The following is a 15,989-nucleotide window of genomic DNA, read 5'->3' on the forward strand; positions in this document are numbered from 1 at the left end:
ACACGCAGGTTTTTATGGAGGGGCGTATGAAGGTTGTCATCCTCTGCGGCGGGAAGGGACTTCGGATGCACCAGCTTACCGAGGAGATTCCAAAGCCGCTGGTCCGCGTGGGCGGAAAACCGATGCTTTGGCATATCATGAAGGCCTACAAGCACTTTGGCTTTGATGAGTTTGTGCTGTTGCTTGGTTATAAGGGAGAGCAAATCAAAGAGTATTTTCTTACCGAGAAGTGGAAAAGCGGCAGTTTTTATCTGGATACCGCCACGGGGAAGCCGCAGCTGCTGGACCCGGGCGAGGAGTGGAAAATCACCTTTTTGGATACGGGGGAGGACGCCATGACCGGCGGCCGGCTCAAGCAGGCCCAGGGCTTGCTGCAGGATGCCCCTTTCATGATGACCTATGGAGACGGCTTGTCCGACATTGACCTCAGACGGCTTTTGGAATTTCACAAGGCCAGAGGGAAAGTGGCCACAGTCACCGGGGTGGAGAAAAAAAGCCAGTACGGTACACTGACGGTCACCGGCGACTTAGCCACCGGCTTCCACGAGAAAGAACAGTCCATCGGGATCATCAACGGGGGGTTTTTTGTGCTGGAGCCTGAGATCTTTCGGTACCTTCCCGAGGACAACGCCTGCGTATTTGAACAAGGGCCCATGCAGCGCCTGGTGGAGGAGAGAGAACTGGCCGTCTATCTCCACCGGGGATTTTGGAAGGCGAGCGATACGGTGAGCGATATCATGGAGGTCAACCGCCTGAGTGCGCAGGGCCAGGACAAATGGAGGGTATGGTGAGCATGGAGACTTTTTCCTGGAAAAATCGGAATGTTTTTGTGACGGGGATCACAGGCTTTTTGGGCAGCCATCTTGCCCGGGCGCTGGTGGCCCGGGGCGCCAATGTGGTGGGCCTGATCCGGGACCGGGTGCCCCGTTCTTTCCTGTATGAAGATCAGACAGACCGGCGGGTGACCCTTGTGGAGGGCAATCTGGAGGACCTGGCCCTTTTGGAGCGGGCGCTGGGGGAGCATGAGATCGACACCGTATTCCATGTGGCGGCCCAAGCCATTGTGGGTGTGGCCAACAGAAATCCGATCTCCACCTTTCGGGCCAACATCGAGGGGACATGGAATCTGCTGGAGGCCTGCCGCCGCAGTCCGCTGGTTCGCCGCGTGGTGGTCGCCTCCAGCGACAAGGCCTATGGAGACCAGCCCGTACTGCCCTACGACGAGGCCATGCCCCTGCGGGGGCGGCACCCCTATGACGTGTCGAAAAGCTGTGCCGATCTGATCGCGCAGGCCTATCACACGTCCTATGGACTGCCTGTCTGCATCACCCGGTGCGGGAATCTTTACGGCCCGGGGGATTTGAATTTTAACCGCATCATTCCACAGACCATTCGCAGTGTGCAGAATGGGGAAAGCCCTGTGATCCGCAGCGACGGCACACTGATCCGGGACTATTTTTATGTGGAGGACGCCGTCAGCGCCTATCTGATGCTGGCCGAACAGATCGAAACACTTGATCTGGGCGGCGAGGCGTTTAATTTCAGCAATGAGGCGCAGATGACGGTTCGGGAGATCGTGGCCCGGATCCTGATGCTGATGCACAGCGATCTGCCGGTCACCGTCCTCAATGAGGCCGGCAATGAGATCCGCCACCAGTATCTCTCTGCGGAGAAGGCCCGGTCTATCCTGGGGTGGAGGCCCGCGTACACGGTGGAGGAGGGGCTGGCCCGGACCATCCCGTGGTATCAGACTTTTTTGACCTAGGAAACAGCCATGAACAATGTGTTTTGCACCGTCGTGTCCCGTCTGCGGGCCTATCAGGCGATCGCCCTGTTCCTGTCTCTGAGAGAGGTCTGCCCGCAGACGATCATCTATGCCCTTTGCGTGGATGACAGTGTTGGGGCGCTCCTGGAAAGACTGGCGCTTCCCAATGTACGCCTGCTCGGGATAGAGGAGCTGCGGGAGCCAGCGGTAAGCCGTCTCCGCCAGAGCCGAACACTGGCCGAATACTGCTGGACATTGAAGCCGGTGATGATCGAAGCGGCATTTCAGGCCGCCCAGGCAGAACGGGTGACCTATCTGGATTCCGATCTGTTTTTCTGGAATGATCCTCTGCCCCTGTTTGCCCGGCAGGCGGAGGAGGACGTCCTGCTCTCCAAAGGCGATATTTCCGTCTCTTCTCTGGCCCCGTGGCTGGTCGATTACCTGCAGGGACTGATGGGCAATTATAATTCGGGCCTGATCAGTTTCCGAAACACGTCTGCGGGGCTGGCGTGCCTGCGCTGGTGGAAAGACTCCTGCCTTCGGGCCTGTTTCCACCATCCCCAGGAGGGAGACTTTGGCGATCAGACCTATCTCAACGAGATGCCGCAAAGATTTTCAGGAGTGGCGGACATTGCCACCCCGGGGGTCAATTTAGGCCACTGGAACTACGCCGGACACAGATACAGCTTTTTTGACGGGAAGCTGTATGTGGACAACAGCAAGCTCATCTGCTACCATTTCAGCGGATTTCGAATTCTGCCGGGCGGCGTCATTTTGCAGATCCACGAGCGGGAGCGCACCGATCTTCCCTTTTTTTACCCCATTTACAGCGGGATCCTGCGGGAGGTCATGGCGCTGACGGAGCGCATCCTGCCCGGGTTTGACGGGTACGCCGATGAAGAAGATTTGGAAACGCTGTGACAGGCGCAGTCGTTTGGAAGGGCGTGTCAATTTGAAAGCGAGCATTGTGATCCCATCCTACCAGGCAAAGGAGCGTCTGCGGCTGAACCTGATCGCGCTCAACCGGCAGACCTATGGGGGGGAGGACGTGGAGGTCATCATCGTGGACAACGGCTCCACGGACGGGACCTTTGAAATGGCGGAGGCGTTTCCGCTCAAATACCCCAAGAAGGTTTTGCGCGTTGCGCGCAACCGCGGGATCGCCTTCGGCCGGAACACCGGGATCCGGGCCGCCTCGGGGGATCTGCTGATCTTTCACGACAGTGATATGATCGCCGGAGACAGCTTCCTGTCTCAGCATCTCGCGGCCCATGAAGAGCGGGATCTGGTGGTGTGCGGACTTTCCTGGAAGCGTATCTACACGTTTTATTACCGTGATTTTGCCCCCGATCAGCTGGAGGCGCTCCATCGGGCCTATCGACGCAGGGAGGACGCGCCTGATTGGGCGGCCCTGAGAGACCGGCAGCAGCTGATTCCCGATCAGGCCGTCAGGGATGGGCGCTGGGCAGAGAACGCCTTCGACCTGGATGTGGATTTTGTCAAGGGACTCAAGCAGATCCTGCGGGAGCACGGCCCCGAACTGACGGACTATTCCCTGGCCCGGAGGTTTTTCATCACCAACAATCTCTCGGTGGCGCGGAGCAAAGTCCTGGAAGTCGGCCTGCTGGATGAGAGCATCCGCCGCTACGGCTTTGAGGACTATGACCTGGGCATCCGGCTCTATAAAGCGGGCTGCCGGGTCCGGATCCGGCAGGACATCGTGAGCGCACACCAGGAGCACCCGGTAAATTTCAGTTACCTGGACATGGTTTCAAACATGAACTATATCTGCGAAAAATACAACAGCATTTACTTTATCGATATGGTGCTGGTCTGCGGCGGCGACATGATGCTGCTCTCCGACCGGCAGCTCAATGCCATCAATCAGGAAGTCAACCAAACCCTGGCGCTGAAGGGGTTTGAGGAGTTCCTGTCCGTTTATCTGGCCCTGCTCCAGCTCAAACGGAGACAGGTGCTGGATCCGCCCAGCGACAATACAGCCGAGCTGTATGCCGCCGTAGCCGGCAAGATCCCGGCCCTTATCCGCGATCTCGCCGTCTTGCAACGGCAGTACGGGATGACGGAGCTGCCCCGTCATCTCTGCCACCTGGCAAAATGCCTGCTGAACATTGATCTGGAGGCGATCCTTCTGGCAAACGGAGCAGCCCGGAACAACAGCGGCGAAGCATAGGAGCGCTGACATGGACAACTATCATTTTTCCACTGTGGTATCCCAAGACCATCTCTACAAGTTTATTGCCATGTATACCTCTCTGGAGGCCCACTGCACGGGGCATCAGATCTATGTGCTCTGCGCCAGCCGGGTGGTGTACGACATTTTGACCGCCATCCGTTTTCCCCATGTGGTGCCTGTCGATCTGAAGAGGATTGAGGACGACGAACTGCTTTACGCCAAACGGGAACGCATTTTTCACGCCTACTGCTGGACGCTGAAGCCGGTATTTCTCCACTATGTGATGACACAGTATCCGGATGCCCGGTTTTTTGCCCATTTGGACGCCGATCTCTTCTTTTTTAATACCCCGGACCTGTTGTTTTCGGAAAAGCCGGATGCGTCGCTCTATCTGACTCATCACCGGAATTCTCCGTCCTTCTGGAAATTCTACTATGTGACGGGCGTTTACAACACCGGTTTTGTGGGCTGCCGGGGAGACGCCGCGGGCCTTGCGGCGGTCAGCCGCTGGCGCGGCCAGTGTGTGGAATATTGCCCCATTCAGGAAGATCCCATGCGGCGGGCGTTTGGAGATCAGCGCTATGTAGAGGACTGGCCGGAGCTCTATCCCGGCAGGGTCCACGTCATTGAGTCTCTGGGCGCCAACGCCGCCCTCTGGAACATCACCGAGTATACGGTCTCCGACAGGGGCGGGACCCTTTTTCTCAATGAGGACCCGCTGATTTTCTACCACTTCTCCGGCCTGACCGCGGTGGATGCAAACGAGTACAATCTATGCTGGTACTATCACATCGACAGTGACGACATTGTCAACCGGATCTACCTGCCCTATGTGCGCCTGCTGAAAAAAACGGTGGAGGAGTTGGGGGTCTACTACCCGGATTTCCACGAGGGGTTCACCAGAAGGGAACTCATTCCGGCAACTCATTTTATCAGGATCTGACCGCCCGGGACGGAGGGCACCCCAGCCTCCGCCCCGGGCCTCTCTGTTTTTCCGGCGTGGGACAAAAGGAACCTGGAACGGAGCCCTTTTCACCTTGCCCGGAAAATATTTTAAAATCAAGGGAAAATACTTGACAAAGCGCAGAATTTCGATATAATAATATAGCCTGTCTAAAGACAGAGCTCCTTGCTCCCGGCACGAGGCCGGGGGCCATACGTCCATAAGGAGGTGCAAGAAAATGGCAAAACTGAACGCGAATTACGAGGCACTGTATATCATTGACCCCCGGAAGAACGAGGAGGACACCGCCGCTCTGGTGGAGAAGTTCAAGACCCTCGCCGAGGCCCATGCCACTCAGTGCGAGGTCGACGAGTGGGGCAAGCGCCATCTGGCCTATCCCATCCAGGACCAGAACGATGGCTACTACGTGCTGATGACCTTTGTGTCTGAGCCCGCTTTCCCCGCGGAGCTGGACCGTATCTTCCGGATCACTGATGGCGTCATCCGCTCCATCATCGTCTGCAAGGACGAGAAATAAGGAGGAGCTGAGACATGCTCAACCGGATCACCCTCATGGGCCGGCTGGTAGCTGACCCCGAGATGAGGACTACCCCCAGCGGCGTCGCCGTGGCCACCCTGCGGCTGGCCGTGGATCGGGATTTCAAGAACAAGCAGACCGGCGAGAAGGAGACCGACTTCATCAATGTCGTCGCCTGGCGTCAGACCGCTGAGTTCGTGAGCCGCTACTTCACCAAGGGCCGTCTGGCCGTGGTGGAGGGCCGCCTGCAGATCCGTCCCTATACGGATCGGGACGGCAACAAGCGCACTGCCGCCGAGGTGGTGGCTGACAACGTCTACTTTGGCGATTCCAAGCGGGATGGTGAGGGCGGCGGCTACGCGCCTGCTCCCTCCCACTATTCCGCCCCCGCCCAGCCCTCCGGCGGCTATGCCGCCCCCTCCGGAGGCGACCAGTTCGCGGAACTGGCCGATGACGACGGCGACCTGCCGTTTTGAGAACGGCCCTAATTTGATTTGTAAGGAGGTATTCCGTTATGGCTATGGATAGAGAGCGTCCCCGCGGCCGCAAGCGCCGCAAGGTCTGCACTTTCTGTGTGGACAAGGTGGAGCACATCGATTATAAGGATTCCGTCAAGCTGCGTCGGTTCCTCTCCGAGCGGAGCAAGATCCTGCCCCGCCGGACCACCGGCACCTGCGCCATGCATCAGCGCCAGCTGACCGAGGCCGTTAAGCGCGCCCGTCAGATCGCCCTGTTGCCTTACGTGACCGACTAAATCGGAGCGTTAAAAATGCCGTGGACTTTTGTCCACGGCATTTTTTGTAGAAAATTATGTATGAGTGGGATCGGAGTCCGGCGGCTTTCGCCTGCGGAACGGGGTGGGCAGGTAGTCGTCGGGGTCTTCATTTCCGGTCATGGCTTTCATCCTGGCCCGCACCTGGAAGATGCAGTCGGAACGGTCGGCCCGGCCCAGGATCACATCCTCCGCGAAGGCGTGACAGGAGGGGGCGCCGCAGGAGCCGCAGAGAAGGCCGGGGAGGCGCCGCTCCAGCTCATGGATGGCGGTCATCTTCTCCATCGCAGCGGTGCGGTCGGTGTCCAGCAGAAACACGGGGGCAAATTCCAGCTCTTTGTCCGCCTGGATGAGGCCGGGATCACCCACTTCAGCGTCGAAATTGCTGGCAAAATCGGGCAGGTTCCGGATCAGGTGGCGCAGGCGCATGGTGGAGACAAAGGGATCTTCCACAGTGAGACAGCCCCCCACACAGCCCTGAGTGCAGGCGGACAGCTCCACAAAATCCACGTCGGGGACCCGGTTGTCCTCAATGGCCTCCAGGACCCGGATGACGCTGTCCATGCCGTCCACAGCAAGGAAGCGTTCGCTGCCGCTCCGGGCATTGGCCTCACCTCCGCAGAAAGCCCAGCGGACGCCAGCCTTACCGGCGGTGGAGAAGGTGCGGGGGGTGCCGATCTGCTTCATGGGGGTCAGGAGCCGGAGATAGAGATCCCGGATGGAGAGCGCGCCGTCCAGCACCGGCTGCTGGAGATCGTCGGGCGTGTGGGCGGCGGTGACCTGGGCGGAACAAGGGACAATGGAAAACACCCCGATCTCGCCCGGGGCGAGTCCGGTTTCCAGAACGGCCTTTTGCCTGGCCAGAATGGCTGCCAGCTCCACGGGGGTAATGGTGGAGGTGATATGCTCCAGAAGCTGGGGAAAGCGGATCCGAATCAGACGCAGCACCGCCGGACAGGCGGAAGAAATTGCCGGGCGGGGCAGGGGATCCGGATCCGGGGGATAGCGCCGGGCATAGTCTGAAAGAAGTCCCGAGCCCTTTGCGGTTTCAAATACCGCGTCAAAGCCCACCCGGGTCAGCCCCTCCAGGACAAAGTCGATGCTGTCCAGGTTCTGAAACTGGCCGTAGAGAACAGGATCGGGAAGCGCCACGTTGTAGCGGAAATCCTGCAAATGGGAAATAGAGTCGCTGGAAGCCCGGATGGCCTTGTGCGGGCAGGACCGGATGCATTCCCCGCAGTCTACGCACCGCTCCTTCAGAATGGTGGCCTTGCCCCGCCGGACGCGGATCGCCTCAGTGGGGCAGCTTTTCATGCAAGTGGTGCACCCCCGGCAGCGGGCGTATTCAATGGTGACCGAGTGTTCCAAGAAAACACCTCCCGGAGTAAAATAATAGGCAAGGGGGGCGGCAAAGCCGCCCCCACAGAAGATGGAAACGATTGCGGAAAAACAGGATCAGATCTTGATCCTGATCGTTACGGTGGTGCCGGTTCCTACTTTGGTCTCAATAGACATATCATCTGAATAGCGCTTCATATTCGGCAGGCCCATACCGGCCCCAAAGCCCAGATCCCGGGCCATGTCCCCGGCGGTGGAGAACCCCTCTTCCATGGCTTTGCCCACATCGGGGATGCCGGGGCCCTGATCGATCATGCGGATGACGATCTCGTCCATGCCAACATCCACCTCGGCCCGGCCGCCGTCGGCGTGAATGACCATATTGATCTCGCCCTCATACATGCAAATGGAGGCACGGCGGATCACATCGGGAGGAAGCCCCAGCTTTTTGAGGGTCATTTTCATTTTGCTGGAAGCTTCGCCGGCTTCGATGAGGTCGCCGCCCTCCACCGGATAGACCAGTTTTACAGGTTCCATGATTATTCCTCTCCTCTCAGGCCCCGGGAGTAGAGCCTGCCGCAGGCATCATACATCCGCATCGGGGTGGACATGACCACCATGTCCCGTTCGCGGGCCAGGGCCAGCACGTTTCCGTCTGGATGCTTTCCGCGGACAAAAACGACACACTTCATATCCATCATATCCGCAGTGCGCACCACCTGGGGGTTGACCAGCCCGGTGAGCAGCAGAGCCTGATTTTTCACATAGGCCAACACGTCGCTCATAAAATCACTGCCGCAGGCGGAGGTGACTTCACGATCTAACTTGTCTTCTCCGTACAGCACCTCTGCCTTCAACGTTTCTCTGACCTCGGAAAGATTCATGTTCAAGCCTCCAAAACTAAACTACGCAGTTTTTTGTACTAAATATTGTAGCACATAAAAGAAAAGATGTAAAGAAGATTGCTCTATTTTTCACAAAGATTTTTCCCGGGTAGAGCGGTATTTTGACATATGGCTCCATTGACAGAAGCAGGGCAATACAGATATAATGTGCTTTAACAAGCTAAAGAAGTAATTTGGCTTGATTCGATTAGGAGGTCATAATTATGGGAAACCAGCGGGTCTACAACTTCTCCGCGGGACCGTCCATGCTTCCTCTGGAAGTACTGGAGCGGGCGGGTGCCGAAATCACCAACTACCAGGGCTCTGGCATGTCAGTGATGGAGATGAGCCATCGATCTAAGGTCTTCCAGAAGATCTTCGACGAGACACAGGCCAAATTCCGCAAACTCCTCGGCGTTCCCGAGGGCTACAAGATCCTCTTTCTGCAGGGAGGGGCATCCACTCAGTTCTCTGCCGTCCCCCTGAACCTGATCAGCCGGACCGGACGGGCGGACTACGCGGTCACCGGCAACTTCTCCAACATTGCCTACAAGGAGGCCAAGAAGTACGGCACCATCTCTCTGGCTGCCTCCAGCGCAGATCGGAACCACACCTACATCCCGGCCCAGGATCAGCTGAAGCTGGATCCCACCGCGTCTTACTTTTACTATTGCGCCAACAATACCATCTATGGCACGGAGTGGCAGTATGTTCCGGAGACGCAAGGCGTGCCGCTGGTGTGCGACATGTCCTCCGACATCCTCTCCCGGCCCGTGGATGTGAGCAGGTACGGTGTGATTTTTGCGGGCGCGCAGAAGAACATGGCCCCCGCGGGACTTACCGTGGTCATTGTCAAGGAGGAGCTGGCAGGGGCGGAGCTGCCCTACACGCCCCTGATGCTGGGCTACAAGACCATGATCGAGAAGGACTCCATGTATAATACGCCCCCCTGCTGGTGCATCTACATCCTGGGTCTGGTGCTGGACTGGCTGGAGGGGCAGGGCGGCGTGCCCGGCATGGAGAAGATCAAGCACGGCAAGGCCCAGATGCTCTATGACGTCATCGACAGTTCCCGGCTTTTCAACTGCCCGGTGGAGCCGGGCTCCCGCTCCGATATGAACGTGGCCTTCCGCTCTGTCTCTGAGGAACTGGACGCCAAGTTCGTGTCCGAGGCCACGGCCGCCGGGTTCACCAACCTGAAGGGCCATCGCTCTGTGGGCGGGATGCGGGCTTCCATCTACAACGCCATGCCTCTGGAGGGCGTGGAGAAGCTGGTGGACTTTATCAAGGCGTTTGACGCGAATCACTGAGCATTCCATCAAGATCGAAGTTTGTCGCTGGGGGTCGCCGCCTTCGGCGGCCCTCCCGGTTCATTTGAGGAGGAGTTCAGATATGTTCCGTATCAAGACTTTGAATAAGATTTCCCCCGCCGGTCTGTCCGCCCTGGACAAGACCCGTTACACCGTTTCCGACAGCGAAGAGAACGAGGACGGCATCCTGGTCCGCTCGGCGGACATGCAGGAATATGCGTTCCCCGACGCCTTGAGGGCCATTGCCCGGGCGGGGGCGGGCACCAACAACATCCCGGTGGCCCGCTGCTCCGAGGCGGGCATCGTGGTGTTCAACACCCCCGGCGCCAACGCCAACGCCGTCAAGGAGCTGGCCGTGTGCGCCCTCATTATGGCATCCCGGAACGTGGCCGCCGGCACCAAGTGGATCGACGCCCAGATCGCCGGGGGAGGCGACATTGAGGCCGTGGTGGAGAAGGGCAAGGCCCAGTTCGTGGGTCCTGAGCTCATGGGAAAGAGCCTGGGCGTGATCGGCCTGGGCGCCATCGGCGTGCAGGTGGCCAACATTGCTACCAAGCTGGGGATGACGGTCTACGGCTACGATCCTTTCCTCTCGGTGGACGCGGCCCTGTCCATGTCCCGTCTCATCCATCGGGCCATGGATCTGGAGACCATCTATAAAAACTGCGACTACATCACCATCCACGTCCCCCAGAACAAGGAGACCAAGGGGATGATCAACGAGGACGCCATCCACATGATGAAGGGCGGCGTGCGCATCATCAACCTGGCCCGCGGCGGGCTGGTGGTCGAGGACGATATCTTGGCTGCCCTGGAGCGCGGGAAGGTGGCGGCTTACGTCACAGATTTCCCCACCAACAAGCTCTCTGCCGGCAAGAACGTCACCCTGATCCCCCATCTGGGAGCCTCCACGCCGGAGAGCGAGGAGAACTGCGCCGTGATGGCGGCCCAGGAACTGCGGGACTATCTGGAAAACGGCAACATCCGCAACTCGGTGAATCTGCCCACCCTCCAGCAGGAGTGGAGCGGCACCGCCCGGCTCTGCGTCATCCACCGCAATATCCCAGCCATGCTCTCCAGCATCACCGGCGTCCTCTCCCGGGAAAATGTGAACGTGGAAAACCTGACCAACAAGTCCAAGGGTGAGTACGCCTATACGCTGGTGGACATCGGCAGCCGCGTCTCCGACCGGGAGGTGGATGCCATCCGCGCCATCGGAGGCGTCCTCCGCGTCCGCTACCTCACCCACTGACTTTCTTTTGAAAAAGAAAGTCAGCAAAGAAAACTTTCATAGGGACCGTACAAAAAAACGACAGCCTTGCTTGAGATCTGCGATGAAAAAAGCTGGGTTCGCTCATTCGGGGCGAACCCGGCTTTTTTCAGTCGGGGAGATCTACGGTGACAAAGGTGTGGTCGGTGAGCAGATAACCGGTCTCTGCCCGGAGGGAGAGGTGGCGGGGATTGAACTGATAGGCGTCCAGGGCACGCTGGTCAAAAAAGTCCAGGCAGACGAGAAGCTCATGGGTGCTGCCGGGGCGGGTGAGCATGACCTGGGTCCGCAGGAGACCGGGACAGTCCGGAAGCAGGGCCTGAAAGCGCAGATTGAGCCGGTAGACCAGTTCGGATTTGTCAGTACCCTCCAAAATACAGTTCCAAAATGAGAGATATCGGATCATAGAAAGCTCCTTCTCAGGTTTTCACCATTGTACCACAAAGTATAGATAAAAAAACGATTTGGGCAAAAATATTTTAAAAAGTGCTTGAAACAATGGGAGATAACAGAAAAACAGGCATCCCAAAGGGCGGCTCCTCATAGGGGTATCTTGAAATTTGATTACAACAGGACCGATTGAGAGAAAAGAGTCATGACCACCCGCAAAACAGGTGGCAAGTTCTGCCCCTATAAGGGTTCTTTCTGGTCAGGCTTTTTCGGCTTATCAAGCCTTCTGTACCTCCGGGGTTTTTGCCCTACAATAAATATCCACAAGTATTACTTGAGCTCGTGGATGTTTTTTTATCCGTATATGAATCAAGATTTTCTGCCGCCGCACATATTTGCAGACAACTCTTTCTCTGAAGATGTATCTCCACTTGATGCTGAAGCTTTTATTCTGAGGCATATGTATCTCCTTCGTCCAGGCAGATCCAGCCCCGAAAATATCACCGCTAAACACGCAGTTAGCTTCTCTTGCGGGGTAGCATGACCTATTTCTGTTGAACAGCTTTTCCAAGCGGATTTTTTCATCCGCTCTTTAGCATACTCATATACAAATTAATGGCCCCGGCAAGCCGCTTTCCACTTGCCGGGGCCTGTGTTCTAGTTCTATTTTTTCTCACTTATCTCATTATCTTAATGACATTGGCGGCCCTGCGTTTCTTATTTCCTTTTGTTTTGAGCAGATCACTCACCGGAAAGTTCCAGAAGTTTTCTGATTTGCTGTGCCTGCCATTCGCTGCTGGTATATGCGGCAGGAATGGAGTTCCAAATCTCTTCCATGTAGTTATAAGATGCCTGCACGATAGAAGGATCCCTGCTGTAAATGCGCTGATTACTCCGTGAAGCATCCCAGGCAAGGAACAGACCACCCTGCTGTACCACATAGCTGATAGTGCTGTGAAGCAGCTGAAGCGTCTCGAAGGGGACAAACAGCAATTGGTATTTATGGCTGTTCAATTTGGAAAGGAACTGCAGATGCTCATGAAGCAGCCGGCGCGATACCTTTATGGGACGACCGTAAACCGCCGAAAGTTCCTCGTCCACGGTGGATTCCATCGTCGCGACCCAGGTCATCGCACTTAGGTCATAGATCTGCTTATAAGGGCACTTTGTTCTGAGGTACGCAGTAAACCGGTTTGTTTCAAAGGCAGGCCTTCTCTCTGCCTCCGGGACCCCGTTTTCTTCGAGAACCCGGTTCAGAATATCCAGGTTCATTGTTTTGTACATCATGACCGGATTCACAAGGTAGGTGGTGGAGTAGGGCACAAGAAATCTATCCAGTGTATGCAGAAAATCCGTGATATTGCTGAAAGGGATCTTCTCGATCACCCTGGTGGAAGTCTCCGCGGCAATATCGGCGCTCCGCTGGAAGTACTGCGCACTTTTCCGGTCTGTGTACAGAGTGCTGTGGAACACTTTCTGTCCAACATCGTTAGACAGAATCACCAGCGCACAGGTATCCTCCAGCAGGAAGATCATCCGGTGAAGATAGGCCCGCTCATAATCGGAAAACAACTGTATCCGGTCCGAAAAATAGAATTCCAGCCACTTGAAAATGGACATGTAGGTCTTTGGGGCCGGACAGCTGTCCAAGATTTGAATGGGACAGCCGTGATTCCTCATCTGCTCCAGATAGGGCAGCGAAAACTCCAGAAAGGATGTGGACAACTGCATATCCGGAAAATCATGGATAACAAAAACCCTTCCGGCAGGCGCTGACAACACCTGCCGGGTAAAGCCCTCCAGCACCGGTTTCAGATCATTGGTGGACTGAAAGACATCAACCACAGGCAGGACTTGCCGGACCGGAGCTTCATCGGTAAGCTCAGAACTCAGCCACAGGGCCAAGGCTTCCCGCAGCTGCTGGAGATCCGCGTCTTTCAGAGTACTGTCGCTTTTCACAAGAAGGTCCCGCACCACATGACCGCTCTGTTCTGCTCTGCACTGAAGGAAAAAATCAGCCAAAAGAAGCGGGTATCTGGAGTTATACTGTAACTTTCTCTGGTTGTTCTTAAACTTGCTCAGCAAAGTCACGTTAATCCCCGTCTGGTCGGCAATTTCCCTTGCAGATGTTTTAGTAAGGTCCATGATATAGGAAAGCGGAGTTTGCAAAGTTGGTTGTCCTCCCTTGTTGATGACTATTTATCTTATCATTATAGTATACGAAAAAAAAGATTTCAATAATATAACTTAAAATCGCCCGCAAAACTATGAAAACTGCCAGAAGGTGCGTTGATCGCACAGGTGGCCAGTCAAATGCCGCGGCACACCAACCAGATCGCCCGCACACAAAAAAGATGGGGCGCCTGCCTGAGCAAGCGTCCCATCTCTGTAAAGAGGTATATGATCTTGATCCTATACTGTTTGTGAGAACTTATGCGGGTAGCATGATGCAGGTGCCGCACACGGAGACAAACGTGACCAACAGGCCGTTCAGAATCGCACCGACCCAGATGCTGCCGGTCTTCTTGTAGAAGAAGCGGGAGATAACGGCGGCGACGGGCAGGATCATAATGGTTCCCCACAACAGAATGCCGGACAGGGCGTTGGGGTCAGAGGAGAAGGGAACGGTGGGGATGCCGCGCACGCCGGTGCTCTTGAAGACAATCAGGTCGTAGGCCTGGAGCAGGATGAGGCCGCCGGCAGTGGTCACAACGATGAGCACCATGTTGACCCACTCCTTGGCGCCGTTGATGCGGGTCAGGTTGTTGACGATCAGGCTGTGAACGATGAAGAAGGCCAGGAAGAAGGGCAGATATTTCAGGTAAACGGTCCACTTGTAGCCGGGCATTTCCATCAGTACCAGCTTGAATGCGCCGAACTCAACATGGAACAGGCCGGCAACATAGACCAGTGCATACAGCACAACGAACAAAAGGACAGCCAGGGACAGGCTTTTCAGGAATACCTTGCTGGAGACGGCCAGGCCGGCGTCCTGCAAGGTGTAACCCCTCTTCTTCTCCATGGCGAAGAGCACAATGAACACCGCCAAGAAGATAATGGTCAGGATTATGTTCATCAGGACGACACCGTTGGTTCCGGGCAGCTGGAAGTACTCGCTGACGGGCAGCTTTACGGGAACGATAACACCATGGAAGGGATTGTGCAGGGACAGGCCGGAGCACCAAGTATACAGCAAGGGTGCGCAGGCAGACAGCAGGATGTACAGGACCACATAGCGGACCTTATCGCCAGAGACAGCCAGGGTAGAGAAGCTACGGCCCTCGGGTTTCACAATGCCCTGGAAAGCGGCAGACTTGATCAGCATGCTGCCCAGCGCCATGATGAACATCACCAGGCCGATCAGGGCAATCATGCCGCCTGCCGGCTTCATGGTCCAGATTTGATCGTCATAGGCATAGGTTCTGGAGGCCAGCTCGCCGTTGCTCAGAGTGATGTCGAAAAACTCCAGAGCCAAAGCCACGGGCTCTTTGGCAAACAGGGTAAAGGCATGGGTCAGAGAGGGGTTGAAGCCCACACGCAGGGTGCGGTTGTTGCCAGCTTCAATGGCCTCTTCGCGGGAGAGCGCGGTGGAATCGCCATAGGCATAGTAGGTGGCGTAATCAGCGCCCTCAAAGCCCATGCCGACGGCAAACTGAGCGGAATTCTTAAACTCGGAGCCTTTGCCAACGGCCCACATTATGCCGGCAAACTCGTCGAACTGACCGAAGATGGTGCCATAGTTGACGGGATAGGCATTGATGGGATCCACCTTCTCGCCGCTCTGCCCTGCGCCCAGCACGCTTCCGGTACTGTCAGCAGCAATAGCCTTGAAGGAGTTGGAGGTCAGCAGGATGGATTTGGGCACGATCACGTTGTCGTTGCCAGCTTCCCTCTCCTGGAAAGCGCGCAGAGCGCCGAAACGAGCGCAGTCAGAGCCCATGGAGTGGCCAATCAAACCGATGTTGTCAGTATCCACGTAGGGCAGACGGCCCAGATACTGCAGAGCGGAATAGTGGCCCATGTCATTGATGACAGCGCTCTCAATGCTCATGTCGGGATAGCTGGAGTTGCCGTGGCCATATGCGTCCAGAGCGATCACCACGTATCCGCGGCGGGACATCTCAATGGCGTGGAGATGCATGGCCTCGGAGTTGGATGTAAAGCCGTGATTTGCAACGATGCCGGGGACGGGGTTCGCGGCGGAAGCGCTTTCGGGAATGTAAAGAACAGCATGCATGGATGCGCCATTCTCGTTGACCCACTCGATGGACTGGATATCGACTGTGCCCTTGCTGGTGCTGGCGGTATGCGCCATGGTTCCTCCGACCAGCATAAGTACCAGGCCAATGATCAGTACGATGCTGGCGGCGGTTTTCTTGGTTGCGGTTGTCACGAAACTCTCCTCCTCTTTTTATTATTTGTCAATATTGACTGTTAGTGACATTTTTAGCATACTATAGTGTCATATTAAAGTCAATTCTGCTAAATATACAAAATAAATGCCTTTTTTTAGACATATCAAACAAAATTTCTTTAAAAACGTATTCCGGCCTCAGCCGAAAAGCGAGACCCCTTAAAATAAAAC

At 56.3% G+C, this 15,989-nt stretch carries 16 protein-coding genes; 10 read left to right on the top strand and 6 right to left on the bottom strand.

Annotated features, from left to right (window positions below; all coding sequences use genetic code 11):
- Positions 1 to 26: 26 nt before the first annotated feature.
- The 8 genes from ACQRD3_RS00110 to rpsR all read left to right on the top strand — a co-directional run bounded on the left by ACQRD3_RS00110 (position 27) and on the right by rpsR (position 6,194).
- Positions 27 to 791 (top strand): sugar phosphate nucleotidyltransferase, encoded by a 765-nt coding sequence (locus ACQRD3_RS00110; RefSeq protein ID WP_427779059.1) that lies wholly within the window; start codon positions 27 to 29, stop codon positions 789 to 791.
- Between the two features lie 2 nt (positions 792 to 793).
- Positions 794 to 1,765 carry a GDP-mannose 4,6-dehydratase gene (locus ACQRD3_RS00115; RefSeq protein WP_427779061.1) on the top strand — a complete coding sequence of 324 codons (972 nt, stop codon included), beginning with the start codon at positions 794 to 796 and terminating at the stop codon, positions 1,763 to 1,765.
- A gap of 9 nt (positions 1,766 to 1,774) precedes the next feature.
- The gene (locus ACQRD3_RS00120) at positions 1,775 to 2,686 is read left to right on the top strand and encodes a putative nucleotide-diphospho-sugar transferase (RefSeq protein ID WP_427779063.1); all 912 of its coding nucleotides are present in this window, start codon (positions 1,775 to 1,777) and stop codon (positions 2,684 to 2,686) included.
- A gap of 31 nt (positions 2,687 to 2,717) precedes the next feature.
- Positions 2,718 to 3,956, top strand: a complete 1,239-nt coding sequence (locus ACQRD3_RS00125) for a glycosyltransferase family 2 protein (RefSeq protein ID WP_427779064.1) — start codon at positions 2,718 to 2,720, stop codon at positions 3,954 to 3,956.
- Positions 3,957 to 3,966: 10 nt separating this feature from the next.
- Positions 3,967 to 4,902, top strand: coding sequence for a hypothetical protein (locus tag ACQRD3_RS00130; RefSeq protein WP_427779065.1), 936 nt, complete (start codon positions 3,967 to 3,969; stop codon positions 4,900 to 4,902).
- Between the two features lie 238 nt (positions 4,903 to 5,140).
- Positions 5,141 to 5,440, top strand: a complete 300-nt coding sequence (gene rpsF, locus ACQRD3_RS00135; protein WP_080907066.1) for a 30S ribosomal protein S6 — start codon at positions 5,141 to 5,143, stop codon at positions 5,438 to 5,440.
- Positions 5,441 to 5,454: 14 nt separating this feature from the next.
- Positions 5,455 to 5,916, top strand: coding sequence for a single-stranded DNA-binding protein (locus tag ACQRD3_RS00140; protein WP_080907067.1), 462 nt, complete (start codon positions 5,455 to 5,457; stop codon positions 5,914 to 5,916).
- A gap of 38 nt (positions 5,917 to 5,954) precedes the next feature.
- On the top strand, positions 5,955 to 6,194 hold the full coding sequence (gene rpsR / locus ACQRD3_RS00145; RefSeq protein ID WP_080907068.1) for a 30S ribosomal protein S18: 240 nt from the start codon (positions 5,955 to 5,957) through the stop codon (positions 6,192 to 6,194).
- A gap of 54 nt (positions 6,195 to 6,248) precedes the next feature.
- Here rpsR and ACQRD3_RS00150 read toward each other — a convergent pair whose 3' ends face one another.
- From ACQRD3_RS00150 to ACQRD3_RS00160, 3 genes are all read right to left on the bottom strand, one after another.
- A complete protein-coding gene (locus tag ACQRD3_RS00150) occupies positions 6,249 to 7,580 on the bottom strand; it encodes a [Fe-Fe] hydrogenase large subunit C-terminal domain-containing protein (protein WP_427779068.1) in 1,332 nt (443 codons plus the stop codon).
- A gap of 87 nt (positions 7,581 to 7,667) precedes the next feature.
- Positions 7,668 to 8,087: an ATP-binding protein gene (locus ACQRD3_RS00155; RefSeq protein ID WP_080907069.1), complete on the bottom strand. Its 420-nt coding sequence runs from the start codon at positions 8,085 to 8,087 to the stop codon at positions 7,668 to 7,670.
- Between the two features lie 2 nt (positions 8,088 to 8,089).
- Positions 8,090 to 8,434 carry a DRTGG domain-containing protein gene (locus ACQRD3_RS00160; RefSeq protein ID WP_080907070.1) on the bottom strand — a complete coding sequence of 115 codons (345 nt, stop codon included), beginning with the start codon at positions 8,432 to 8,434 and terminating at the stop codon, positions 8,090 to 8,092.
- A gap of 224 nt (positions 8,435 to 8,658) precedes the next feature.
- On the opposite strand from ACQRD3_RS00160, the gene serC reads away from it, so the two are divergent.
- Together serC and ACQRD3_RS00170 are read left to right on the top strand one after the other, a co-directional pair.
- A complete protein-coding gene (gene serC, locus ACQRD3_RS00165; protein WP_080907071.1) occupies positions 8,659 to 9,744 on the top strand; it encodes a 3-phosphoserine/phosphohydroxythreonine transaminase in 1,086 nt (361 codons plus the stop codon).
- An 82-nt stretch (positions 9,745 to 9,826) separates the two neighbouring features.
- Entirely contained in the window at positions 9,827 to 10,996 is a 1,170-nt protein-coding gene (locus ACQRD3_RS00170) for a phosphoglycerate dehydrogenase (RefSeq protein ID WP_427779071.1), read from the top strand.
- A 127-nt stretch (positions 10,997 to 11,123) separates the two neighbouring features.
- Here the strand turns inward: ACQRD3_RS00170 and ACQRD3_RS00175 are convergent, their stop codons facing one another.
- The 3 genes from ACQRD3_RS00175 to ACQRD3_RS00185 all read right to left on the bottom strand — a co-directional run bounded on the left by ACQRD3_RS00175 (position 11,124) and on the right by ACQRD3_RS00185 (position 15,797).
- A complete protein-coding gene (locus ACQRD3_RS00175; RefSeq protein ID WP_080907073.1) occupies positions 11,124 to 11,420 on the bottom strand; it encodes a hypothetical protein in 297 nt (98 codons plus the stop codon).
- Positions 11,421 to 12,145: 725 nt separating this feature from the next.
- Positions 12,146 to 13,549, bottom strand: coding sequence for a hypothetical protein (locus tag ACQRD3_RS00180; RefSeq protein WP_427779073.1), 1,404 nt, complete (start codon positions 13,547 to 13,549; stop codon positions 12,146 to 12,148).
- A gap of 286 nt (positions 13,550 to 13,835) precedes the next feature.
- Positions 13,836 to 15,797, bottom strand: coding sequence for an alpha/beta hydrolase (locus tag ACQRD3_RS00185; RefSeq protein ID WP_427779075.1), 1,962 nt, complete (start codon positions 15,795 to 15,797; stop codon positions 13,836 to 13,838).
- Positions 15,798 to 15,989: the final 192 nt, after the last annotated feature.

This window comes from Candidatus Pseudoscillospira sp. SGI.172, from assembly GCF_050313575.1.
Classification (GTDB): domain Bacteria; phylum Bacillota; class Clostridia; order Oscillospirales; family Oscillospiraceae; genus Vermiculatibacterium.